Origin of the sequence: Ralstonia sp. 25C (genome assembly GCF_051904805.1) — a bacterium.
In the GTDB taxonomy this organism is placed as follows: Bacteria; Pseudomonadota; Gammaproteobacteria; order Burkholderiales; family Burkholderiaceae; genus Ralstonia.
Genome location: NZ_CP196737.1, coordinates 874,799 through 898,492 on the forward strand (window position 1 = coordinate 874,799; position 23,694 = coordinate 898,492).

The following is a 23,694-nucleotide window of genomic DNA, read 5'->3' on the forward strand; positions in this document are numbered from 1 at the left end:
CCGACCGCCGGGCACGGTAAAATCCCGGGATTGCCGAATCACGCACTCCCATGAGCCAAGACAACGCCACCGCCAACGGGTCGACTGCCGCCGCCCCCACGTCCAACTTCCTGCGCCAAATCATCGACGGCGACCTCGCACAGGGCACCTACGCCGGCCGCAAAGACGCCACCGGCCAGCCGATTCCGCCGGTGGTCACGCGCTTCCCGCCGGAGCCCAACGGCTACCTGCACATCGGCCACGCCAAGAGCATCTGGGTGAACTTCGGCATGGCCAAGGACTACAACGGCCGCTGCCACCTGCGCTTTGACGACACCAACCCCGTCAAGGAAGACACCGAATACGTCAACTCCATCATCGACGCCGTGCACTGGCTCGGCTACTCGTGGAGCGACGAAGGCGGCGAGCACCTCTACTACGCCAGCGACTACTTCGAGCAGCTCTACGGCTTTGCCGAAGTGCTGATCCAGCGCGGCGTGGCCTACGTCGACAGCCAGAGCGCGGAGCAGATCGCCGCCAACCGGGGCGACTTCACCCGCCCGGGCACGCCGTCGCCTTACCGCGACCGCTCGGTGGACGAGAACCTCGCGCTGTTCCGCGACATGCGCGCCGGCAAGTACAAGGACGGCGAGCTGGTGCTGCGCGCCAAGATCGACATGGCCGCACCCAACATCGTGATGCGCGATCCGGTGCTGTACCGCATTCGCCATGCGCATCACCATCGCACCGGCGACGCATGGTGCATCTACCCGATGTACGACTTCACGCATTGCATTTCCGATGCGCTGGAGAACATCACGCATTCGCTGTGCACGCTGGAATTCGAGAACAACCGCCCGCTGTACGACTGGGTGCTCGACCACCTGCGCGACGCCGGTGCTCTGCCCGCGCCGTTGCCGCATCAGTACGAATTCGCGCGCCTGCACCTGACCTACGCCATCACCAGCAAACGCAAGCTGCTGCAACTGGTGACCGAAAAGCGCGTCGACGGCTGGGACGACCCGCGCATGCCGACGCTCGTGGGCATCCGCCGCCGTGGCTACACGCCGGAATCCATCCAGCTCTTCTGCGAACGGGTGGGCGTGTCCAAGGCCGATAGCTGGATCGACATGAGCATCCTGGAAGGCGCCGTGCGCGACGATCTCGATGCGCGCGCGCCGCGTTCGGTGGGCGTGCTGGACCCGGTCAAGCTCGTCCTCGACAACGTGCCGGCCGATTTCAACGAGCCGTGCTCGGCACCCGTGCACCCGAAGCAGCCTGAACTCGGCCGCCGCGAGTTCCCGCTCACGCGTGAGCTGTGGATCGAGCGCGAAGACTTCACCGAGACGCCGCCCAAGGGCTACTTCCGCCTCTTCCCGGGCAACAAGGTCCGCCTGCGCTACGGCTATGTGATCGAATGCACCGGCTGCGACAAGGATGCCGACGGCAACATCACCGCCGTGCACGCCAACATCATCCCGGACACCAAGAGTGGCACGCCGGGTGCTGACAGCGTGAAGGTGAAGGGCAACATCCATTGGGTAAGCGCGGCGCACGCACTCGAAGCCGAAGTGCGCCTGTACGACCGCCTGTTCAGCGATCCGCAGCCGGATTCGGGCGACAAGAACTTCCTGGATGCCCTCAACCCGGACTCCAAGAAGATCGTCACGGCCTACCTGGAGCCCACGCTGGCAACGGCCAAGCCGGAAGACCGCTTCCAGTTCGAGCGCCACGGCTATTTCGTCGCCGATCGTATCGACTCGCAACCGGGCAAGCCCGTGTTCAACCGCGTGGTCGGCCTGAAGGACAGCTGGGGCAAGTGAGCACGGGCCCATGCATGCGTGGGCCTCATCAAGGAGGCACCATGCGTGCATGGATTCTGTTGCTGGCGGGCGCGCTCACCGCGTCCGCCCTCCCCGCCGTGGCTGCGCCATTTGCGCCGGACTTGACGCACACATCCGTCTACTTCGGCGCGTCGCATTTCGATCGCACCACAATGCGTGGCCGCTTCGACAAGATCGACGGCGCCATCGATTTCGATGAAGCCAGCAGCCAAGGCGGCCTCGATTTCACCGTCGATGCGGCTTCCATCAACACGCGCCTGCGGGTGCTGGATGGCGTGCTCAAATCCGAGCAATTTCTCGATGCGGCGCAGTTTCCCATCATCCGCCTGCGTAGCGACCGCTTTGTCGTGGAAGGCGGCAAGCTCGTCGCCATCGAGGCCAAGCTGACGTTGCATGGCGTGACGCAGCCCGTGCGGCTGGACGTGCGCCGTTTCAGCTGCGGCGACGAGAAAATGCCCGGCAGCACGCGCCACGTGTGCGGCGGCGATTTCCACCTCGCCATTGCCCGCAGCGCCTTTGGCATGACGCGCTTCCTGCCCGATGTGGGCGACCGCGTCGACCTCGACATCAGCGTGGAAGCCACGCCTCAATAAGCTACGTAGTTCATTTATGCCCAATATCGATTTCGCCCTGACCACCGACTACATCGAGCTGCACAAGCTGCTCAAGCTGACCGGCGTGGTGGATAGCGGCGGCGCCGGCAAGGCGGTCGTTGCCGATGGCGCCGTCACCGTCGACGGCGAACCGGAACTGCGCAAGACCGCCAAGATCCGCTCGGGCCAGGTGGTCATGCTGGGCGATATCCGCATCGCCGTGCACGGGGCCGAGTAGCGTTTGGGGGGGTGTTTGAACGCGCAGCCTGTGCTACGGTTCGGCACCCTGACTCTCGCCTAGGAAACTGACTATGCCGATCGCCCTCTGGTGCGTTCTGACTGCCGCCGTGCTGCCCTATGTTTGCATGGGTATCGCGCGTGCTTCGGGGCCGAAGCGCGACAACCATAACCCGCGCGAATGGTCGGCCAACCTGACCGGCCTCGCCCGACGCGCCAATGGTGCCCACAGCAACCACCTCGAGGTGTTCCCGTTTTTTGCGGTGGCGGTGCTGGTGGCCATTCTGGGCGGCAGCCCGGTGGATCGCGTCAACTGGCTGGCCATCGGCTTCGTGGCCGCGCGGGTGGTGTACACGGTCTGCTATCTGGCGGACTGGCCGCCGCTGCGCTCGGCGGTGTGGACGGTCGGGTTCGCCATCACCATCGCACTGTTTGTGCAGCCGACGTTCGTGCATTGATACGACGTCTCCCTCAATAAAAAACGGCGCTCTGGTGGCGCCGTTTCTTTTGGGGTTTCCTGCTTCAGTGCGATGCGTCTGTCGGCGGTGCTGATGCCCTGAACAATCGCCACGCCATGCCACCCAGCACGGCCACTGCAGCCAGCAGCGCGCCCCACAGCACCCATTGGCGCGTCCGGCCGCCTGGCGGTTCTGCTGTGAGCGCCTCCGCCGGAGAGTCGCTCATCGTGCCAAGCTGCGCTGGTGCGACCGCCGGGGACGCTCCGGCAAGCAAGTCCGCCCGTGCGATGGGGCTGCTGCGCGCCACCTCCCCCACCGCCAGCACGAAGGGCACATTGCCGCGCGCCGCGTACGTCACGGTGGCGGGGCGCCAGCCGATCGACAGTTGCGGCGCGCCGGCCCCGAGGCCACCGGCACGCGTGTCAACCTGCAAGCGCCAGTAGCGCTCCCCGCTGGCGGGCACGACGATGGCCGCGTTTTCCTGCTCACCTTGGCCCCCAGCACCGGCCAAGCGGAACAAGCGCGCAGACGTCACCGGCCGCCAGGGCGCCTGCGCATCGGCACGCGCATACACGGTGGCCTGTGCGACCGTATTGGGCTGCGGCAGGCGAATCTTCAAGCGTTCAACCGGGAACACGCCCCCGGTGTCGAATTGATAGTCGCCTGCAGCCGGCGTCTGTACCGGTGCCAGACCCGTGCGCCACTGGATTGCGCTATCGGCGGCCAGTGCGGGCGCGCCCGCAGCCAGCTCGGCACGCACGCTATCGGGCACGGGCGGCTTGCCTTGCCACGTCAGGCGCAGGTACTTCGCATGCAAGCCGGTGAACTCGATGCGGTCCTGCACGAGCAGGCTGCCCTGGTTCGACAGGCGAAACAACGTCGCTTGGGCGACGGGGCTCCAGTGTTGCAAGTCATCGCTGGCCTGCACGGTCACGCCACTCTGGTACTCAGTCGTTGGCAGGCCGACCACCAGCGCGGTCACCGTATCGCGGAGCTGGCTCAAATCCACCAGCCACGCGCGAGCCGAGGCCTGTGCGGGCGCGGCGCCCGTCGCGCGCAGCACGCCGTCGGCGCCGAGCACCACACCGGCGGCTGTCGGCTGCTGTGCATCGTCGATAGGCGTGGTGAACCAGTGCACGTCTTGCAGCGTGCGGACCTGCGGCGCCGGGTCACGCGGGATGTCGATGGTGAACGGCACAGGCTCGCCGTCACCGTTCAGGATGCGCAAGTCCGCCAGGCTGGCTTCGTGCGCATGGGCATAGACCTCTTCATTGAGCGTAACGGCGTAGTACGCGGCACCGGGCGTGCCCGTCAACGCAAAGCGCTCGGCCCAGGCCGGCGCGCAAAGCAACGACGCAGCGGCCATCGCTAACACAAGCTTCTTCACACAACCTCCTTGGATTCGCTCTCGGTCTCGGCCTCGGCCTTCGGCTTGGGCGGCAGCGGCGACAGGTAGCCGATCAACAGCAGCAGCACGCCAATGGCGATGAACGAGACAATGCGCTCGACGCCGGTCACGCGCGACAGGTCGAACAGGAACAACTTGACCACGGTCACGCCCAGCAACGCGCCGCCCGTGAACCACAGCGCGCGGCTCGCACGCCGCGTGGCGACCACCATCACCGCCAGCGCCAGCACCGTCCAGAACATCGACAGCGACGCCTGCACCAGCATCGAGTCACCCAGGTCATCGAGCGTGTACGGCACGCGCGCCCAGTGGTGCAGCGTGCGCAGCAGCACCGCGTTGGCCCAGATGAACAGCGTCGCGCCGACGGCGTAACCGATCACCATCGGCTCCGGCACGAGTTTCTGCAGTGCCACGCGACGCATCCACAGCGCGATGGAGAGAAACACCAGCAACTGCGCCACATCCAGCGGATTGAGGATCGGCAGATAGAACAGCGGTGCAGCATTGCCGTCGCTGCCCGCACTCGCCAGGCTCCACAGCCACAGCAGCGCGGCCAGCGGTGCAGCACCCCACAATAGATAAGCGCGCTCAAAACGAGCAATCGGCCAGCGGATGCGCCAGCCCACCCCAGCCAGCAGGGCGAGCAGCGCGCCATACGCGTAGGCCCACGCGGCGAAGCTCCACGTGCCTTCGGGCACGTAGGCATCCAGGCGCCAGTAGCCCTCGGTGGCCAGCAGGCCGCAGATCATCCAGAACAGCACCGTATGCAGCGGCGCCAGGATGATGTCTTTCACATCGTGCTCCTGGCGACGCAGCAGCACGAAGGCCAGCACGATCGACGCAATCCACACCAGCCCGGCCCAGCCTGCCAGCGGCGACGGCTGCCAGTGCTCGATCGCAGCCAGCGAGATCAAGGCGAGCACTGGCGACAGCGCCAAAGCGGGCCACTCGGCCAGCGCCCAATCGAGCTTGCGACGCAGGCCGTGCGCCGCCCACGCCGTCAGCACGGCAAACGCGGCGTACAGCGGAATCTCGGGCCGGTCAACTGCCTTGGTGGCGGCGCGCCACGCCCAGCGGTCGATCTCCGCGCTGCCGCTACCGAGCCACCACAGCAAGCCCCACACCGAGGCCGCCATGCCCAGTGCCGGCGCAGCTTTCAGCCAGGTGCGGGCCTCGGCCTTGCCGTGCAGCCGCCAGCCGCTGAACAGGCCCGCCAGTGCAATCAGCAACCCGCCGATGGTCCGGCTGTTGAGCACGACCCAGCCGCTCTGCGGCGCCCAATCGAACACGGTATCGACCGCAAAGGCCACGCCTGCCGCCAACTGCAGCAGCAAACCGGCCGCCAGTGCCAAGCGACGCTGCTGGCGTAGGCCAAGCCAAACCACAGCGGCGCCTTCCAGCGCCCACACGGCACTGGTGGTGCGCCCGTCGAAGGCAAGCGGAACCGCCAGCGTGATGAAGATCACGCCCAGCGCGAACATCGATTCGTAGAGCAAGCCAAGGCTTGCGCGCTTGGGCGTCAGCCACGCTGCAATCGCCAGATAGAACGCCGCCAGCGCCGCGGCACTCCAAGCCATGGCGAAGGGAATGTGGTGCACCAGTCCGGCCTGCAGCCCCATCGCCACCAGCGGTGTGCCGAACACCAACGTGCCATCCACGTAGTGCTTGAGGCTGACGTGTCGGCGCAGCGCATACAGCAGCGCAATGCCCACGTACATGAGGAAGAACAGGATGAGGAACGGCTCGGTGCTTGCCAGCAGCGAGGGCTGATAGCGCAACACACCCCACACGGTGGCAATACCGAACGTGAAGACGAAGCCGAGCAGATTCAGTGCTCGCCACGCGCGGAACCACGCAATGGCGAAGATGCCCGCATTCAGCAGCGCGTAGTAGCTGAACAGCGCCACATGGCTGCCCTGCCCCGTGGAGATCAGGATCGGCGCCAGGAAACCGCCCGCACTGCCGGTGAACGCCAACGCCGGCGCGTTCTGCTTGACGGCCAGCCCGGCGGCCAGCGCGCAGATCAGCACCAGCAGCGGAAACGCCATCCCCGGGCTGAGCAACGGCACCATGCGCGTGGCCGCAAAGACCGTCAGATACAGCACACCGACCCCGCCGCCCTGCAGCACGAGCGCATAGCCGGGGCGCTTCTCGCGCAGGCGCCAGCCGATACCCAGCAGCGCGATGGCCCCCACCGCCACACCCGCCAAGCGGAATTCCACCGGCAGCAGGCTGTTGTCCGCCGCGTACTTCAGCAGGAAGGCCACGCCGAAGAACAGGATCAGGATGCCGACCCGCACCACGCTGTTGCCGCCCAGCAGCCAGTCGCGGGCCGCCGCCACGGCGCGCTCGACCCAATCGGGCTCATACGGCGCCAACACTGGTGCCGGAACCGGCGTCGAAGCAGGCTGCGGAACCGGCTGTGGCACTGCCAGGGGCGGCTTTGGCACGGGCGCCGCTGGCGCTTCCACCGGCGGCAAGGCTTCAGCCACGGCCGGCGCGGGCTCGGCAGCCGCTTCCACAGCGGCAGGCGCGGCTGACACGGCCGGTGCAGCAAACGTTCCGTCCTTGATTTCAGCGATCTGCCGGCGCAGCAGCGATACCTCGTGCTCCAGCCGTGCCACGCGCTCCTGCAGCGTCGTCGCCCCCGGCGCGGTTGCCGGAGCTTGCGCAGTGGTCTCGCTAGCTTGTGGCGGGTTGGCCCATTGCGAACTGGCCCGCTTGTCCATATGCAAGATCAGCGAAGCCAGTCCGACACCGATCAGCGCCCCAAAAAACGCGCCGATGACGCCGCCCCCCAGGGCCCCGATCACGAGGCCCACGATTCCGAATATCCAACGCATCGTTCTGATTGTCCTGTTGGGATTGGAAAGAGTTGTGCGTACCCCGACGTTTCTGGCGACCCGATGTTGCCCAGAAAGCACGCACCGCTTGCGTATACCCCAAACGGGCGCCCATGGGAATGCACCAAACTGTAGAACGCCGTGACAATCGCGTCACCGGCCCGTGCGACAATGCGCGCTTTGCCGAAAACGGCCCTTCTGCTGACCAACCTGCCGACCACCCGCATGGCCCTGAAATCCACGATCTACAAGGTCGATCTACAGATCGCCGACATGGATCGCCACTACTACGCCAACCACGCGTTGACCGTCGCCCGCCACCCGAGCGAGAACGACGAACGCATGATGGTGCGTGTGCTGGCCTTTGCCCGCCATGCCAGCGAATCGCTCGCCTTCACGCGCGGCCTGTCCGAGCCTGACGAACCTGAACTCTGGCAGCGCGACCTGACCGACGCCATCGAGCTCTGGATCGACCTGGGCAACCCGGACGAAACCCGCATCCGAAAGGCCAGCAACCGCGCCGAGCAAGTCGCCGTGTATACGTATAGCGGCAACGCCAGCCGGGTGTGGTGGCAACAGACCGAGACCAAGGTCACGCGTTTTACCAACGTGTCGGTGTACGAAGTGGCGGCGGACACCGTCGCCGCGCTGGCCGCCATGGTGGAACGCACCATGCGTCTGCAAGTCACCATCCAGGACGGCGACATCTGGATCGCCAACGACGCGGACAACGTCCACGTTCAGCTCGAAACCCTCAAGGCAGCGCAAGCCGCCTGAGTCCGCCCCTCCCAACTCAACGAGGTTCTCTATGACATTCACAACCACACCAAGCGGCCTGCAGTACGAAGACGTTGTCGTCGGCAACGGCGACGAAGCCGTATCCAACGCAGCGGTCATCGTGCATTACACCGGCTGGCTGTATGACAAAGACTCGGGCGAAGTCGGCAAGAAATTCGACTCCAGCAAGGATCGCAATGACCCGTTCACCTTCCAATTGAACGTCGGCATGGTCATCAAGGGCTGGGACGAAGGCGTTCAGGGCATGAAGGTTGGGGGCACGCGCAAGCTGGTCATTCCGGCTGCCCTGGGCTACGGCGCACGCGGCGCTGGCGGCGTGATTCCCCCCAACGCAACGCTGCTGTTCGAAGTTGAACTGCTCAAGGTCAACTGAAATTCCGAACCTGCGCTAGAATCGCGCCCGGCCTGTGATGCGTCACTCGGTGCAATCGCAGGCCTCCCTCCCCCGGCGGGGTGGCAGAGTGGTCAATGCTGCGGCTTGCAAAGCCGTATAAGACGGTTCAATTCCGTTCCCCCGCCTCCAAGTTTCCGGCTGCGCAGACTCCACCGTTGCGGCCGCGCCATAGTCAGACCTTCCCCAAGCCTCGCAACGCGCTGTTTCCGCGCCATCGGCCGCCTGCCCGCGTGACCACTCGTAACGATTGCTCTATGCTTGCGACATGGCCGTCACCCGAGAGGATCTCGAACAGAACCGGTTGCGCGCCGCCCTGGGTGATTCGCCCGTCGCGTCGTCGCTGCTGACCGAGGCTGCGCTGGAAGCGTCGCTTGCATCGACGCTCGCGCGGTTGTCGGCTGCGCCCTGCGAGTGCCAGGACGCCTGGGTGTTCGGCTACGGCTCGCTCATCTGGAACCCGATGATCTTCCACACCGAGGCGGCGCCCGCCACGGTGCATGGGTATCACCGCGGCTTCTATCTCTATTCCCGCATCAATCGTGGCACCTGGGACAACCCGGGGCTGGTGCTCGGCCTGGACCGTGGCGGCAGCTGCCGGGGCGTGGCCTTTCGCGTGCCGCGCGCGCATGCCGAGCATGAATTCCGCGTGCTGTGGCGCCGCGAGATGCTGACCGGCGCCTACCTGCCGCGCTGGCTGCCGACCGAGATCAACGGGCAACGCGTCTACGCGCTGGCCTTCGTCATGAACCGCGCACACGAGGCCTATGCCGGCCGCCTGCCTGACGAGCGCGTGGTCGGCTGCCTGCGCGAGGCCGTCGGGCTGTACGGCCCGGCACGCGAATATCTGCAGCGCACGCTGATCGGGCTGGCCAGCAACGGGCTGCACGATGCGTATCTGGACCGCCTGTGGACACGGCTGCAAGCCATGGACGCCGCCAACGCGCCCTCCGCTGCAACGGACAACGCGCCGCTGCCCGATCCCTACCTGAGCGCCTGAGCGCGCGCCCACCATGCTCCTCGCCCCGCATCCTGCGATCAACCAGCTCATCGGCGTCATGCTCGGGTTGGCGCTGGCCGTGGGCGACATGGCCAACGCATGGCAGGAACAACATCTGCCGATACTGCGTGTGGCGGCGGGCTCCAGTGCCAAGGCGAGCCCTGGCGCGGCGCCTGTTACGCAGCCAAGCCACCGAAGCAACCCCGCCACGCGCGACCGCGACCTCATCGTGGCCGCGCAGACCGGCAACACCATGGCCATTCAGGCGCTGCTGGCCGATGGCGCCAACCTCAAGGCACGCGATGCCGACGGCCGCACCGCGCTGATCGCCGCCGTGGCCGCACACATGGGCGCGGCGGCACGCCTGCTGATCCAGGCCGGCGCCGACGTCAACTTGCAGGACAACGCGCAGAACAGCGCCTTCCTGCTCGCCGCCGCCCAAGGCGATGCAGAAACCGTGCGCCTGGCGCTGTCGCATGGGGCCAACGTGCGCGCCACTAACGCTGATGGCGACACCGCGCTCATCCCCGCTGCACACCACGGCTATGTGGAAGTCGTGAACGAACTCGTCAAAGCCGGCGTGCCACCCGATGCGACCAACAACCTGGGCCTGACCGCCCTGATCGAAGCCGTGGCTCTCGGTGACGGCAGCGAGAAGTACGAGAAGACCGTGCAACTGCTGCTCGATGGCGGCGCCGACCCCAACTTGCCCGACCGGGGCGGCATGACCCCGATGCGGCACGCGCGCCAACGTGGGTTCCACGGCATCGGCGCCCTGCTCTTCAAGGCGCGCGGACATTGAAAAAGGGGCCACTCGGGCCCCTTTCTCTTATGCGGTTGCCGGCTTCTCGGCGGCTTCGTTCCTGGCGTTCTCCTGCTCCTGCAGCGTGCGCCACATCACCTTGCCCGTACCGGACTTGGGCAGCGCATCCACGAACTCCACCACGCGCGGGTACTTGTACGCGGCCATGTTGTCGCGCGCCCAGTGGATGATGTCGTCTTCCGTGGTCTTGCCCTTGGCATGCGCCTTGAGCACCACCACTGCCTTGACCGACTCGCCGCGATACGCATCGCGCGTGCCGATGATGCAGGCCTCCTGCACGTCCGGGTGCTTGTACAGCAGGCTCTCCACCTCGGCCGGCCAGACCTTGAAGCCCGACGCGTTGATCATGCGTTTGAGGCGGTCGGTGAGGAAGAAGTAGCCTTCCTCGTCCATCTTGCCGAGGTCGCCCGTGCGGAAGAATGGCTTGCCCTCAAACTCGATGAAGACCTCGGCGCTCGCCTGCGGCTTGCCCCAGTAGCCGAGGAAGACCTGCGGGCCGCTGACGATGATCTCGCCCACCTCGCCGGGCGGCAGCTCTTGCAGCGTCTGCGGATCGACGATGCGTGCATCGGTGTTGAACACGGGAATGCCCAGGCACTGCTGCTTCGCCCGGTCGGCCGGGTTGCTGTGCGTGGGTGCGATCGTTTCCGACAGGCCGTAGCCTTCCTGATAGGCGAGGTTGAAATCCTTCAGCAGACGCTCCGCCACGGCCTGTGGCATCGCCGCGCCACCGCCGCCGATGTAGGTCAGGCTCGACAGGTCGAACTCCGCCAACTGGGGGCTCGCCAGGAAGTCGATCACCATGGTCGGGATGTTCGTCCAGTGCGTGATCTTGTAGCGCGAGATCAGCCGCCCGGCGACTTCGCGATCCCAGCGGGGCAGCATCACCACGGTGGAGCCCATGTAGATCGGTGCGTTCATGCCGTACTGCATGCCGGTCACATGAAACAGCGGGATGATCGACAGGCTCACGCCCTCCATCGTCCCGCCCGACCATAGCGACCCACCAACGATGTTGTGCATGACGGTGCGATGCGGATGCATGCAGCCCTTCGGGAACCCGGTGGTGCCGGAGGTGTAGGGCATCACGGCCAGATCATCAGGGCCGGCGGTGTGCGGGCCAGGCTGCAAGCGTTGGGCAAGCACGCCCTTCCACGCCACCGCACCGGGCTGCGCCGGATGCTCTGCCGTGATCCACGCAGGCGGCGCGTCCTCCGGGTATTCATAGGTGGCCGGCAATGCGTCGGCGTAAGACGTGACCAACAGATGCTTCGTGCGCTGCGCCTCGGGCAGATCGGCGTTGGCGGTCGTTACGTTGACGGCCAGGTCGGCGCTGCAAATGACCGTGGCCGCTCCCGCATCGGTGATGTAGTGCTTGAACTCTTCCGGCCGGTTCATCGGGTTGACGGGTACGACCACCGCATCGGCACGCAGGATGCCGTAATACGCGGCCATGAACTGCGGGCAGTTCTGCATGTATAGCAACACGCGGTCGCCCTTCTGCACGCCGGCCACCTGCTGCAGCCAGCCCGCCACGGCCAGTGCATCGTCGTGTAGCTCGCGGAAGGTGGTGTGCCGACCGTAGAAGATGATCGCGTCCTTGTCCGGAAAGCGTCGGGCAGACACTTCCAGGTTGTACCAAAGGCTCGTTTGCGGCGAGTGGATGTTGTGCGGCAAACGCCGGGGCCAGAACTGGAAGTGCGGTCGTGTCATGCCATGTCTCCGTGAATCTGTCTGTTGTTTTTACCGGATGGTATCCGAACGATCGTTCTATTTTCAACCGTTGTCAGGACAGGCATTTCTACGGACATGAAAACGGCCGCGGATGCCCCCAAGTAGAATGGGACAAGACCGCGCCGGCATGCACTGCCGGCGGCTTTTTTCCTAGGAGAAACCCGACGATGAGCGACGTCACCTCGCAAGATTTCGCGCAAGAAGTGATCGAAACCTCTCGCCAACTCCCCGTGCTGGTGGATTTTTGGGCGCCCTGGTGTGGCCCGTGCCGCACGCTGGGCCCGATGCTGGAAAAACTCGAAGCCGAATATGCCGGCAAGTGGAAGCTCGCCAAGGTCAACTCGGATGACAACCCTGAGCTTTCCGCGCAGTTCCATGTGCGCAGCATTCCGTACGTGGTGGCGTTTGTGGATGGCAAGCCGGTCGACCAGTTCGTGGGCGTGCTGCCCGAGGGGCAACTCCGCGCGTTTTTGGACCGCGTGATTCCGCAGCCAGCGGACGTGGCCTACCGCCAAGGGCTGGCGGCGCAGCAAGCGGGCGCAATCGAAGACGCATGCGAGGCATTCCAGAATGCCCTGGCGCTGGATCCGGGCTTGGATGCTGCGCGCTTTGCGTTGGCCAACCTGCTGCTGGACAGCGGCGATGTGCAGGCCGCGCAAGGCGAGTTCGCGCTGTTGTCGCCCAAGGCCCCGCAGGACGAACGCTATGCGCCACTGCAAACGCGCCTGAACGCCTCCGAACGCGCCGACGCACTACCCGACGCCGATGCCCTACGCTCGCTCGTGGCCGCCGAACCGGACAACCTTCAGGCCCGCCTGGACCTGGCCCAGCAATACATCGCCAGCCAGCAATACGAAGCCGCCCTCGAACAGCTCCTCGCCATCGTGGAGCGTGACCGTACCTTCCGCGATGACATCGCACGCAAGACCATGGTGTCGGTGTTCGACATGATGCGCGACACGCCGCAAGCGGTGTCGCACTGGCGTCGGCAACTGGCCTCCAAACTGAACTGAGAATGACGATGCGCTTGATCTACGTTGCCGACCCGATGTGCTCCTGGTGCTACGGCTTCGGCCCGCAGCTTGCAGATTTGCGTCAGCGCTTGGGCGATACGCTTGGCACGCCGGTGCCCGTGACGCTCATCACGGGCGGCTTGCGCCCGGGTCAGCGTGAGCCGATTGCCGCCGACAAGCGCGATGAAATCCTGCACCACTGGCACGCCGTCGCCGAACGCAGCGGCATGCCGTTCGACCAATCGCCCGACGTGGCCATGCGACGCGAGGGCTTTGTCTACGACACTGAGCCCGCGTGCCGCGCCACCGTGCTTGCACGCGAGCATTGGGGCGAGGACGACGAGCGCGTGCTCACCCTCTTCCACGCCATCCAGCACGCCTTCTACGCAGAGGGCCGCGACACCACGCAGGCCGACGTGCTGCGCGAAGTTGCCCTCGCCCACGGTGTAGAAGCAGCACACTTCGATGCGGTGTTCGACACGGAAGCGCTGCGTGATGAGACGCGCGAAGATTTCCGCCTGTCGCGTCGCTGGGGCATCAACGGCTTTCCCAGCCTGCTGGCTGAACAAGGCGGCACGCTGTACCAGATCGGGCGCGGCTATGCGCCGTCGGCCGCGCTCTATGCGCGCGCCGTGGAAGTGCTGCAGCAGCATCCCGCGCCAAACGCCGGCTGATCTGTTTGCCCCGCATCAAACCGGGACGAGGCAGCCGTCGCTAAGCTGGCAGCCTCGTCCACCTCATTCCCGCCCCGCCATGCCCGTGATCGAATGGTCCGAGGCGCTCCAGCTCGGAGACGCCGCCACCGACGCCAACCACGCTGAGTTCTGCGCGCTGCTCAACGCCGCGGCCGACGCGTCAGATGACGACTTCATCGCCGAGCTCGATGCCTTCATCGCGCACACCGACGTGCACTTTGCCGACGAGAACGGCTGGATGGACGCGGTCGACTTTCCACCGCGCCATTGCCATCGTGGCGAACACGAGAACGTGCTGGCGCTGTGCCGCGAAGTGCGCAAGCGCGCCGCTGCCGGCGAGATGGAACTAGGCCGCCGCCTGGTGGCAGAACTGCCCGCGTGGTTCGCCCAGCATGTGGACGTGATGGACCGGATGATGACGACGTACCTGGCCCAGGCTGGCAACCCCGTGGGCAATATCGCGCACGTCGAGTAAGCGCGGGTTGTCGATCGGGCCCGCCCTGCCTAGAGTCAGAGTGGCCCTGCCCGCAGGCCTTCGTTGCGCGGGCGCCCCAAGTAGGAGTGCCCATGAAGATCGTCAACGATGCCTCGTTTCAATCCGACGTGATCGACGCCTCGCAAAGCCAGCCCGTGGTGGTGTGCTTCGCCGCAGAATGGAGCCACCCGAGCCAGTGCGCAGTCGCCAGTCTCGAAAAAATGGAATCGAGCTACGCGGGGCGCGCCACCTTCGTCACGATGGATTTTGACGAGAACCAGGGCACTGCAGACCGTTACGGCGTGTCCGTCATGCCGGCGTTTGTGGTCTTCGATCACAAGCAGCCGCGCGAGGAATGGTCAAGGGTCTACGCCGACAAGATTCGCGAGAAGCTGGACCAGTTCATCCCGCGCTAACGCACTGAGCTGAGTTGCCCGCGAGTGTTGCGTTACACGGCGGCAATCGCGCGCAGCGCCGTGGACGCTGCCACCATCCCGAACACCGCCGTCACGCACACGGATGAACCGAAGCCCGCGCAGGCGAGGCCCTGCGGCCCCTGCGTGGGCTGAGGCGCAGGCGGGGCGTTGACCACTTCAATCTCCCCCGCCGCAGCCAGGTCGTCGATGCCGGCGTGGCTCGACTCGACCGGCAGCGCAACGGCGCAGGCTTGCTGCTCCGGCTCCGGGTAACGCAGCGGCTCATCCGAGAACACGGCATCGATACCGAACTTGGCTTTCGGGTTTTTCGAAAAGCCGTGCTGGCGGCGCAGGTTGCCGCGCACCTTGGCGAGCAGCGGGTCTTGAATCGTGCGCGTGAGATCCGTCACGCGAATGCGCGTCGGGTCCAGTTGCCCGCCGGCAGCGCCGCATGTCACCACGCGTTTGCCGGTGCGCTTGCAGAACGCGAGGATGGCCGTCTTCACCTTCACCGCATCGATGGCGTCGACCACGTAGTCGAACGCGTGGCCGAGCAGTGCCTCGACGTTTTCCACCGTCACGAAGTCATCAATGCGGCTGATCTCCGCGCGCGGATTGATCTGCAGGATGCGCTCCGCCATGGCGTCGACCTTGGCCATGCCATAGGCGTCTCCGAGCGCGTGGATCTGGCGGTTGGTGTTGGAGACGGCAATGTGATCGAGGTCGATCAGCGTCATCTTGCCGATACCGCAGCGCGCCAGCGCCTCAGCGACCCACGAACCCACGCCACCGATGCCGATCACGCAAACGTGCGCTGCCGCAAAACGCTCCAGCGCCTGCGGACCATAGAGCCGCGCGACACCGCCAAACCGGCGGGCGTATTCATCATCGAGGACGGGCGGATGCGCGGGCGCGCTGATTGCTACTTGGCTCATGACACAATGAAATCGTGGTTGCGCCGAACTATATAACAACGTGCGCAGTCGCATTTTTGTGCCAATCCCAACAAAAACACGATGCGTACACCCGGCAAGCTCGCCCTCGGACTGGTCATCACACCCATCGTCATCGTGGCGGCGGCGGTCATCTTTGTGCTGACGTTCGACTGGAACCGCGCCAAGCCCTATTTGAACGATCGCGTCTCGCAAGCCATCGGCCGCCCCTTCGCTATCAACGGCGACCTCGTGCTCACCTGGAAGAAGCCGGAAGGCGAATCGGGCTGGCGTGCGTTTGTGCCGTGGCCGCGGCTGATTGCCAACGACATCACGGTCGGCAATCCGGAGTGGACCAAGCAGCCGCATGTGGCGACCATTCATCAGCTCACGTTCGTGCTGGAGGCGCTGCCGCTGCTGGCACATCGCATCGTCATTCCCAGCGTGACGCTCGACACGCCGGCCATTGCACTGGAACGCGACAAGCAGAATCGCAACAACTGGACGTTCGACCTGACCGGCAACGAGGGGCCAGACAAGAAGCCATCCGATTGGAAGCTGGAGTTGCAGGAAATCGCCTTCAGCCGGGGCACGCTGGCACTGGACGACGACATCAAGCGCATCCACCTGGCCGCCACCGTAGACACGGTGGATAACCAGACGCTGTACACCGCCGCCAACGGCACCGTCATCAAGAGCGACGAGCAACCTGCCCAGGTGCCTACCGCTTCCGGCCCCACAGCCTCCAATGCGGCCGCCAAGGCCCCGGTCGCGCCTGATCCGCAGCAACCTTATGGCATCGCCTGGACGGTCAAGGGCACATACAACAACGCAGCTATCACCGGCAGTGGCAAGGCTGGCGGCGTGCTGCGCTTGCAGGATGCCGGCCGCCCCTACCCACTGCAGGCTGACGTGACCGTCGGCAAAACGCGCATTGACCTGGCGGGCACGCTCACCAACCCGGCTAGCCTGACCGCACTGGACCTGCGCCTGCATCTCTCGGGCGCGAGCATGGCGCACCTGTATCCGCTGACGGGCGTGGTGTTGCCGGATACGCCGCCCTTCGACACACGCGGCCGCCTCATCGGCGAGCTGCGCAAACAAGGCTCAAGCTGGCGCTACGAGAAGTTCACTGGCCGCGTGGGCAGCTCCGACCTGAGCGGCTCACTCACCTTCGCGATGCGCGAGCCACGCCCGTTGTTGACCGGCGAGCTGGTCTCTCACCAACTGCTGTTTGCCGACCTCGCGCCGATCATCGGTGCCGACTCCAACGCCAGCAAAGCAAGACGTGCCGACCCCGGCGCCGAAGCCAACGAAAAGGCCGTGCGCCAGCCCGCCGACAAAGTGCTGCCCGTCGAGCCGTTCCGCACGAATCGCTGGAACGCCATCGACGCCGACGTGAAGTTCACCGGCGAGCGCATCGTTCAGACGGCAGAGCTGCCGATCAACCACCTCGTCACACACGTCAAGCTGCAGGACGCGGTGCTCACGCTCGACCCGCTCAACTTCGGCATTGCGGGCGGCACACTCACCTCCAACATCCAGCTGGACGGTCACGCCACGCCGCTGCAGGCGCGGGCAACCTTGGCGGCACGGCACTTCAAGATCAAGCAGCTGTTCCCGAAGATCGAGTCTGTGCGTGCAAGCGTGGGGGAGATCAACGGCGATGCTCGACTCTCGGCCACCGGCAACTCGGTGGCCACGCTGCTCGGCTCCTCCAACGGCGAGGTGAAGATCCTCGTGGAGCAAGGCACTATCAGCAAGTTCATCCTCGAAGCCATGGGGTTGAACGTCGGCAACGTGATCCTCACCAAGCTCTTTGGCGACAAGCAGGTCACCATCAACTGCGCGGCGGGCGACTTTGCCGTGAGCAATGGGCTGGCGCAGGCGCGTACCTTTGTGGTGGACACGCAGGATGCCGTCATCGACGTGACGGGCGCGACGAGCTTCAAGCAAGAGGCGCTGGACTTCACCATCCACCCGGATTCGAAGGGGCTGCGCGTGTTCTCGCTGCGCACGCCGCTGTACCTCATCGGCACGTACAAGCATCCGAGCGTGTCGGTCAACCCGGCGGTCATCGCACTGCGGGCGGGCGGTGCCGTGGCGCTCGCCCTGGCGGCGCCGGTCGCTGCCGTGCTGCCGGTGCTGGAGTTAAAGCCCGCACCGGATAGCCCGTGCGGCAAGCTGCTGGCCGACGTGCGCCAACGCCCGACAGCGCCGCCCCCGGGCAAGACCTACCACAGCAATAAACCGGGACGTACGCCGGAAGGCGATTTGAAATCAACCCAGCCCAGTGCTGGCCAAGCGGCAACACCTCAACGCCAGGCTGCCCCCGCGACGCGCGATCCCCTGACTACCGGCGGTTGACCCGCGCTTTACTTCGCTGACCGCCGCTTCGCAATTGCCTCCGCCGTCATCTGCGGCGTGGCGGGGTCACCAAACTGCCGCGTCACGTAGTTGGTGAGCGCGGCGAGTTGTGCATCGGAGAGCTGTCGCCCAAACGCCGGCATGCCGATGTGCTTGTCGCCTGCCTTGCGCTCGATGCCGAACAGAATCACCTGCACGAGGTTGGTCGAATCCCGCGAGCCCACCGCGGAGTTGTGCAACAGCGGCGGGTAATAGCCGTCGGGTGTACCGCGGCCATCCGCCTGGTGGCACGTCGCGCAATTGCCGAGATACAGGCGCGCGGCATCAATGGTGGTTTCGATGGGCTTGCCGCGCAGCGCGGTAACATCGGTGGCGGGCTTACCCCAATCCTGCCGCGCACGTTCAAGGTTATTGCTCACCGCAGGCACGGTACGCAGATATTCCGCGATGGAGGCGACATCCTGCATCGTCATGCGCGAAAAGCTGTGCTGGATCGCCTCGCCCATTGGCCCTGCAGCTTGCGCCACGCCCGGCACGCTGCCGGTGCGCAGATACTGCACCAGCTGTTCGGGCTTCCAGGCACCGATGCCGCTGGTCGGGTCAGACGTGATGTTGAACGCCGTCCACCCCGCCAGCGTGGAGCCCGCCAGATAGCCCTTGCCGCGCTCGTCCAGCGCCTTCTCCTGCATGGCGAAACCGCGTGGCGTGTGGCACGTGCCGCAGTGCGCCAGGCCCTGCGTCAGGTAGGCACCGCGATTCCACGTCGGTGACTTGTCGGCCTTGGGCACATACGGCTCGCTCTTGAGGAAGATCAGGTTCCACAGCTTGAGCGGCCAGCGCATGTTCAGCGGCCAGCGGATCGTGCTCTGCGGCCGACGGTGTTCCACCGCCGTCACGCCGTTGCGGAAATACGCATACAGGTCACGCATGTCCGCATCGTTGATCTTCGCGTACGACGGATACGGCATGGCCGGATACAGGTTGTCGCCGTCATCGTCCACACCCTTGCGAACGGCACGCTCGAACTCTTCATAGGTCCATTTGCCGATGCCGGTCTTCTCATCAGGCGTGATGTTGCTGCTGTAGATCGTGCCCAGCATCGGGATCTGCATGGGCAAGCCGCCCGCGAATGGCTTGCCGCCCGGCGCGGTGTGGCACGCAGCGCAATCCGCGGCAATGGCGAGGTATTCGCCACGCTTGATCTGTGCGGCGTCGGCCGGTGTGTCCTTGGCCCAGGCGTTGGCGACCAGCCCCGTGAGCAACAGCAACGAAAAGGAAGCGACTGCTTTCATCTCACGCCTCCTTCTTCAGTTGATCGGCAATGCGCAGCGCGAGCGCCGCGATGGTCAGCGTTACGTTGACGGTGCCCACCGTCGGCATGGTCGAGCTGCTGCTGATGAACAGGTTCGGATGGTCGAACGTGCGGCAGTCCTTGTCGACCACGGAGTCCTTCGGGTCCGCACCCATGATGGTCGCGCCGGTGATGTGGTTGTTGGGCGAGAAATCATCGTGAAACTCGACATTGGTACCGCCCAGCACCTGGGCCGCCGTCGCGTACACCTCGCGCGTATGGACCGCGCTGCGTTTGACGTAGTCGTCGATGTGATACGTGATCTCGGGGCGCGGAATGCCGATGGCATCCACCTCCGTCGCGCTCGGCACGATGCGGTTTTCTGGCAGCGGCAGGATCTCGTGAAAGCTGTCGAACTGCACGTAGCGCGCGGCCTGGTCGCGGATGCGCGCATCCAGCTCCGCCGGCTTGATGAGCTTGCCTTCCTTGAAGACGCGCGCGGTCTCCTGCTCGATACGCGAGATGTTCGACAGGTGCAGCTTCTTGCCCGCCTGCGTGGCGCGGAACGGCCCGTCGCGAAAGCCGATCAGCGAGGTCATTTCCTGCGGCCCCCGCCCCGGCCACAGTTTCCGGTCGGCATAGAAACTCACGCCAGTGCCGGGGTGGTCCATCAGGTTGCGGCCGACCATATCGGAGCTGTTGCCCACGCCCTTGGGGAAATCCTGGCTGGTCGACATCAGCATCAGCTTGGGCGTTTCGATGCCGTTGGCGGCCAGCACGAACCACTTGCCTTCCACCCGGTGCTCGGCGCCTTTCGCGTCCTTGTAGCGTGCCGCCACGATGCGCTTGTTGGCACCGACTTCCAGCTTGAAGACGACGGCGTTTTCGATCAACCGCGCGCCGGCCTGCTCGGCTTTCTCGACATGGAAGATGCCGTTGTACATCGCCCCGATCGGGCAGATCGGCATGCAGTTGTTGTTACCGCAGCAGGTTGGGCGGCCGTCGTACGGGCGGCTGTTGCGCGCCACCGGTTCGGTCACCACGTGGAAGCTCGCGTCGTGCGCGTTGAGCGCTTCCTTGATCGTGCGTTCGTTGAAGGACAGCGGCAGCGGCGCCATCGGATACGGCTGGCTGCGTGGCGACCCCAACTCCTCGTCGTTCGGCCCCCATACGCCGAGTGCCTCTTCGGCCAGGCCGTAGTAACGCTCTAGGTCTTGATACTGAATCGGCCAATCGCGCGCGATGCCGTACACGCTGCGCAGCTTGAAATCGTTCGGCAGAAAACGCCAAGTGGATGCCGCCCAGTGCCACGTCGTGCCACCCACCGCTCGGATGTATTGCGAGTTGAATTTGTGCTCGCCCTTGAGGATCAGGTAATCGTTGGGCGGGCCGTACTCCGGATGCGGCGCCCAAGAGGTGGACGGATACGGCGCCATGAAATCCATCTTGTCGGCCTGGTTGCGGAAGCGCTCGACGATCTCCCAGCGCGGCAGGCGCGGCCCGGCTTCGAGCATCAGCACCGACTTGCCGGCGCGCGCCAGTTCGTACGCCACCAGTGCCCCGGCCACGCCGGAGCCCACCACCACGATGTCCGCCTGTTGAGCGGCTTGTTGGGTATCAGGCATCAGGCTTGCCTCTCGACAGGTGGCTCAGCCCAGAAGCCCGGCTGGTTGGGGCAATACGTGCGGATGACCAAGGTGTCAGACACCACGCCGTACATCAGCGCCTGCTCATACGTGATGACATTGCCGTCGACCACGCCCACGTACCACGCTTCCAGAATCTGCAGCGCCGTCTTTTGCTGCGCATCCGACAGCGAGCCCGCCGCCAATGCCTGCGCCAGCGGCCGCAACTGCCCGGCAAAGTCCGCACTGGATTTGCCCAGCGCCGCCAACAGCCGCGTGCCGACAGCGCGATCCAGTGCCGGCCGCGCCGTCAGCGCTTGTGACAACGCCATGAACGCATCCAGCGATTCACCGGGCGCCTGGGCCACCGCGTGCAGCACCTGCGAGCCCACCAGCCCGGCCGCAGCCAACGCCAGCGTGCCCTGCAGCCACTGACGGCGCGTCAGGCCGGCCGGGGTGTCGGGAGTGTCAGGAGAATGGGAACCGGGGGCCATTTCGACATCCTGTTGAAACTTCTGCGGGGGGATCGGGCTACCGTCTGGGCTGCCGTCTGCCGGGCGGCCCTGACTAGCCAATATAGGCGGCACACAACGGAGCGCCAGAACCGCAGCCGAAGCGCGAAACGTGCCAGCCCCTTGCGTGCGCGCAAAGGGCGGCGGGCCGTGTTTGTCTATACTCGGCCCGTTCGCACGTTGCTCCCTTGCCGCATATGACTTCCATTGCCGATATCCGCACCGAATACGCCCGCGCCTCGCTCGACATTGCTGACGTGGATGCCAATCCCCTGCGCCAGTTCCGCCGCTGGTTTGACGAGGCCCTGAAGGCCGAGGTGGCCGAAGTCAACGCTATGTCGCTGGCCACGGTCGATGCGCAGGGCCAGCCATCCGTCCGCATCGTCCTGCTCAAGAACCTGGACGAGCGCGGCTTCACCTTCTTCACCAACTACGCCAGCCACAAGGGCGAGGAACTCGCCGCCAACCCGCGTGCGGCGCTGCTGTTTCACTGGATCGGGCTGGAGCGCCAAGTGCGCATCCAGGGCATTGTCGAAAAGGTGAGCGAGGCGGAAAGCGATGCCTACTACCACTCGCGCCCACTCGGCTCGCGCCTGGGCGCGTGGGCGTCGGAACAAAGCAGCGAAGTCCCAGACCGTGCCACGCTTGAGGCACGCGAAGCCGAATACAGCCAGCGCTTTGGCGACACCCCGCCCCGCCCGCCGCACTGGGGCGGCTACCGTTTGCTGCCCGAGCGGCTGGAATTCTGGCAAGGCCGCCCGTCGCGACTGCACGATCGGCTGGAATATCGCAAACAGGCCGACGGCAGCTGGCAGATCGTCCGCCTCGCGCCCTGACCCCCATCCGAACGGCTGAGCGCAACGCGTTATTGCGCATTGCGGCATCCTCGGCATGGCGCTTGCTGCCAGCGGATTGAGGCAGCCAGCGCCTGTAAGACCCGCACAGCACAATGGGAAAGTTTGTCGTAAGCTAATGTGATCCGTTCGGGCGGCAATCCGATGGCAGCCCCGAAACCGTGCACATCCGGGAGGCGTTGACATGTTTTTCCAACAGGCGATTGACCGCAAGCTCGAACAGTGGATTCACGACATCCGCGAGTCCGCCAACCTCCCGATACGCCTGCGGTTGTGGAATGGTGACCAGTACGAGCTGGGCCGTTTCGACCAGCCGCGCGTCACCCTCACGGTGCGCGAAGCCAGCGCCCTGCCGCTCCTGCTCTCCCCCACACTCAACAACCTCGGCGAAGCGTACGTCCAGGAAAAGATCGACCTAGAAGGCAAACTGGCCGACATCATCAGCGTGAGCTACGGGCTGGCTTCCGCGGCGGCCGCCAGGAGCGGCAATGCGCTGGCCCGCGTGGTGCGCCACTTCTCCCATACCAAGGAAGGCGACAAGGAGTCGATCCAATACCACTACGACGTCTCCAACGACTTCTACAAGCTATGGCTGGACCAGAACATGGTCTACTCGTGCGCCTACTTTGAAAACGGCAACGAGACGCTCGACGAGGCGCAGCTCAAGAAGATCGACCACATCCTCACCAAGATCCGCCTGCAGCCCGGACAGACGCTGCTCGACATCGGCTGCGGCTGGGGCGCGCTGGTGCTGCGCGCGGCGCAGAAGTACGGCGCGCGCTGCCTGGGCGTGACGCTGTCGCAAAACCAGTACGACCTGGCACGCGAACGCGTAAAGGCCGCCGGCCTGGGAGACCAGATCGAAATCCGCATCCAGGATTACCGTGATCTCACCGGCCAGTTCGACCGCATCACCAGCGTCGGCATGTTCGAGCACGTCGGGCGCAAGAACCTGCCGGGCTATTTCCGCCGCATGCATGATCTGCTCGCCGATGACGGTATCGCCATGAACCACGGCATCACGTCGTCCGATCCTGCCGGTGGCGAAACGGCCTTGGGCGGCGGCGATTTCATTGATCGCTACGTCTTCCCGCAGGGCGAGTTGCCCCACATCTCGCTGGCGCTCTCCGCCGCGCAGCAGGGTGGCCTGGAGACGCTTGACGTTGAAAGCCTGCGCCGCCACTATGCGCGCACGCTCGAGCACTGGGCCGAGCGGTTCGAAGCCAACGGCGAGACCATCCGCAACATGGTCGGCGAGAAGAAATACCGCATCTGGCGCGTCTACCTGGCCGGTTGCGCACACGCCTTCGATGCCGACGAGATCTCGATCTTCCAGACCGTGCTGCAGAAGGCCGGCAAGTCGGCGACATCGATTCCGTGGTCGCGCCGCTATATCTACGATTGAT

General features: G+C 65.3%; 22 protein-coding genes and 1 tRNA gene. 16 read left to right on the plus strand and 7 right to left on the minus strand.

All coding sequences use genetic code 11. From position 1 onward, the window contains the following. Positions 1 to 50 precede the first annotated feature (50 nt). The 4 genes from ACS7SF_RS04060 (at position 51) to ACS7SF_RS04075 (ending at position 3,111) form a co-directional block, all read left to right on the plus strand. Positions 51 to 1,802, plus strand: coding sequence for a glutamine--tRNA ligase/YqeY domain fusion protein (locus ACS7SF_RS04060; protein ID WP_439891795.1), 1,752 nt, complete (start codon positions 51 to 53; stop codon positions 1,800 to 1,802). A gap of 41 nt (positions 1,803 to 1,843) precedes the next feature. Continuing rightward, positions 1,844 to 2,416 carry a YceI family protein gene (locus ACS7SF_RS04065; RefSeq protein ID WP_439891796.1) on the plus strand — a complete coding sequence of 191 codons (573 nt, stop codon included), beginning with the start codon at positions 1,844 to 1,846 and terminating at the stop codon, positions 2,414 to 2,416. A 16-nt stretch (positions 2,417 to 2,432) separates the two neighbouring features. Beyond that, positions 2,433 to 2,654 (plus strand): RNA-binding S4 domain-containing protein, encoded by a 222-nt coding sequence (locus ACS7SF_RS04070; protein ID WP_426394374.1) that lies wholly within the window; start codon positions 2,433 to 2,435, stop codon positions 2,652 to 2,654. 73 nt (positions 2,655 to 2,727) lie between these two features. After that, positions 2,728 to 3,111 carry an MAPEG family protein gene (locus tag ACS7SF_RS04075; protein ID WP_439891797.1) on the plus strand — a complete coding sequence of 128 codons (384 nt, stop codon included), beginning with the start codon at positions 2,728 to 2,730 and terminating at the stop codon, positions 3,109 to 3,111. A gap of 64 nt (positions 3,112 to 3,175) precedes the next feature. Here the strand turns inward: ACS7SF_RS04075 and ACS7SF_RS04080 are convergent, their stop codons facing one another. Further along, positions 3,176 to 4,498, minus strand: a complete 1,323-nt coding sequence (locus ACS7SF_RS04080; RefSeq protein WP_439891798.1) for a DUF3999 domain-containing protein — start codon at positions 4,496 to 4,498, stop codon at positions 3,176 to 3,178. Beyond that, positions 4,495 to 7,362, minus strand: a complete 2,868-nt coding sequence (locus ACS7SF_RS04085; protein ID WP_439891799.1) for a DUF2339 domain-containing protein — start codon at positions 7,360 to 7,362, stop codon at positions 4,495 to 4,497. Before ACS7SF_RS04085 ends, ACS7SF_RS04080 begins: the two co-directional genes overlap by 4 nt. 225 nt (positions 7,363 to 7,587) lie before the next feature. Between ACS7SF_RS04085 and ACS7SF_RS04090 the strand changes: the two genes are divergently transcribed. The 5 genes from ACS7SF_RS04090 (at position 7,588) to ACS7SF_RS04110 (ending at position 10,353) form a co-directional block, all read left to right on the plus strand. After that, positions 7,588 to 8,139 (plus strand): YaeQ family protein, encoded by a 552-nt coding sequence (locus tag ACS7SF_RS04090; protein WP_439891800.1) that lies wholly within the window; start codon positions 7,588 to 7,590, stop codon positions 8,137 to 8,139. Positions 8,140 to 8,170: 31 nt separating this feature from the next. Then, positions 8,171 to 8,533, plus strand: a complete 363-nt coding sequence (locus ACS7SF_RS04095; RefSeq protein WP_439891801.1) for an FKBP-type peptidyl-prolyl cis-trans isomerase — start codon at positions 8,171 to 8,173, stop codon at positions 8,531 to 8,533. A 74-nt stretch (positions 8,534 to 8,607) separates the two neighbouring features. Beyond that, a tRNA-Cys gene (locus tag ACS7SF_RS04100) sits at positions 8,608 to 8,683 on the plus strand. Positions 8,684 to 8,819: 136 nt separating this feature from the next. After that, a complete protein-coding gene (locus ACS7SF_RS04105) occupies positions 8,820 to 9,551 on the plus strand; it encodes a gamma-glutamylcyclotransferase (RefSeq protein WP_439891802.1) in 732 nt (243 codons plus the stop codon). A 13-nt stretch (positions 9,552 to 9,564) separates the two neighbouring features. Next, entirely contained in the window at positions 9,565 to 10,353 is a 789-nt protein-coding gene (locus ACS7SF_RS04110; RefSeq protein ID WP_439891803.1) for an ankyrin repeat domain-containing protein, read from the plus strand. A 27-nt stretch (positions 10,354 to 10,380) separates the two neighbouring features. On the opposite strand, the gene ACS7SF_RS04115 is transcribed toward ACS7SF_RS04110, so the two are convergent. Further along, the gene (locus ACS7SF_RS04115; RefSeq protein WP_439891804.1) at positions 10,381 to 12,087 is read right to left on the minus strand and encodes a long-chain fatty acid--CoA ligase; all 1,707 of its coding nucleotides are present in this window, start codon (positions 12,085 to 12,087) and stop codon (positions 10,381 to 10,383) included. A 188-nt stretch (positions 12,088 to 12,275) separates the two neighbouring features. Between ACS7SF_RS04115 and trxA the strand changes: the two genes are divergently transcribed. From trxA to ACS7SF_RS04135, 4 genes are all read left to right on the plus strand, one after another. Then, positions 12,276 to 13,121 (plus strand): thioredoxin, encoded by an 846-nt coding sequence (gene trxA, locus ACS7SF_RS04120; protein WP_439891805.1) that lies wholly within the window; start codon positions 12,276 to 12,278, stop codon positions 13,119 to 13,121. Positions 13,122 to 13,129: 8 nt separating this feature from the next. Beyond that, on the plus strand, positions 13,130 to 13,795 hold the full coding sequence (locus ACS7SF_RS04125; RefSeq protein ID WP_439892689.1) for a DsbA family protein: 666 nt from the start codon (positions 13,130 to 13,132) through the stop codon (positions 13,793 to 13,795). Positions 13,796 to 13,874: 79 nt separating this feature from the next. Further along, positions 13,875 to 14,291 (plus strand): bacteriohemerythrin, encoded by a 417-nt coding sequence (locus ACS7SF_RS04130; RefSeq protein ID WP_439891806.1) that lies wholly within the window; start codon positions 13,875 to 13,877, stop codon positions 14,289 to 14,291. 92 nt (positions 14,292 to 14,383) lie between these two features. Further along, positions 14,384 to 14,707, plus strand: coding sequence for a thioredoxin family protein (locus ACS7SF_RS04135; RefSeq protein ID WP_439891807.1), 324 nt, complete (start codon positions 14,384 to 14,386; stop codon positions 14,705 to 14,707). A gap of 32 nt (positions 14,708 to 14,739) precedes the next feature. Here ACS7SF_RS04135 and tcdA read toward each other — a convergent pair whose 3' ends face one another. After that, positions 14,740 to 15,642 (minus strand): tRNA cyclic N6-threonylcarbamoyladenosine(37) synthase TcdA, encoded by a 903-nt coding sequence (gene tcdA / locus ACS7SF_RS04140; RefSeq protein ID WP_439891808.1) that lies wholly within the window; start codon positions 15,640 to 15,642, stop codon positions 14,740 to 14,742. Between the two features lie 81 nt (positions 15,643 to 15,723). On the opposite strand from tcdA, the gene ACS7SF_RS04145 reads away from it, so the two are divergent. Further along, positions 15,724 to 18,006: an AsmA family protein gene (locus ACS7SF_RS04145; protein WP_439891809.1), complete on the plus strand. Its 2,283-nt coding sequence runs from the start codon at positions 15,724 to 15,726 to the stop codon at positions 18,004 to 18,006. 8 nt (positions 18,007 to 18,014) lie between these two features. On the opposite strand, the gene ACS7SF_RS04150 is transcribed toward ACS7SF_RS04145, so the two are convergent. The 3 genes from ACS7SF_RS04150 to ACS7SF_RS04160 are packed head-to-tail and all read right to left on the minus strand — an operon-like array spanning position 18,015 to position 21,416. Further along, complete coding sequence (locus ACS7SF_RS04150; RefSeq protein WP_439891810.1) at positions 18,015 to 19,298, minus strand: c-type cytochrome; 1,284 nt, start codon at positions 19,296 to 19,298, stop codon at positions 18,015 to 18,017. A gap of 1 nt (position 19,299) precedes the next feature. Continuing rightward, positions 19,300 to 20,922 carry a GMC family oxidoreductase gene (locus ACS7SF_RS04155; RefSeq protein ID WP_439891811.1) on the minus strand — a complete coding sequence of 541 codons (1,623 nt, stop codon included), beginning with the start codon at positions 20,920 to 20,922 and terminating at the stop codon, positions 19,300 to 19,302. Next, the gene (locus ACS7SF_RS04160) at positions 20,922 to 21,416 is read right to left on the minus strand and encodes a sugar dehydrogenase complex small subunit (protein WP_439891812.1); all 495 of its coding nucleotides are present in this window, start codon (positions 21,414 to 21,416) and stop codon (positions 20,922 to 20,924) included. The genes ACS7SF_RS04155 and ACS7SF_RS04160 overlap by 1 nt, the downstream gene beginning before the upstream one ends. A 215-nt stretch (positions 21,417 to 21,631) precedes the next feature. On the opposite strand from ACS7SF_RS04160, the gene pdxH reads away from it, so the two are divergent. Both pdxH and ACS7SF_RS04170 read left to right on the plus strand, forming a co-directional pair. Continuing rightward, complete coding sequence (gene pdxH, locus ACS7SF_RS04165) at positions 21,632 to 22,270, plus strand: pyridoxamine 5'-phosphate oxidase (RefSeq protein WP_439891813.1); 639 nt, start codon at positions 21,632 to 21,634, stop codon at positions 22,268 to 22,270. 202 nt (positions 22,271 to 22,472) lie between these two features. After that, the gene (locus tag ACS7SF_RS04170; protein ID WP_439891814.1) at positions 22,473 to 23,693 is read left to right on the plus strand and encodes a class I SAM-dependent methyltransferase; all 1,221 of its coding nucleotides are present in this window, start codon (positions 22,473 to 22,475) and stop codon (positions 23,691 to 23,693) included. Position 23,694 lies beyond the last annotated feature (1 nt).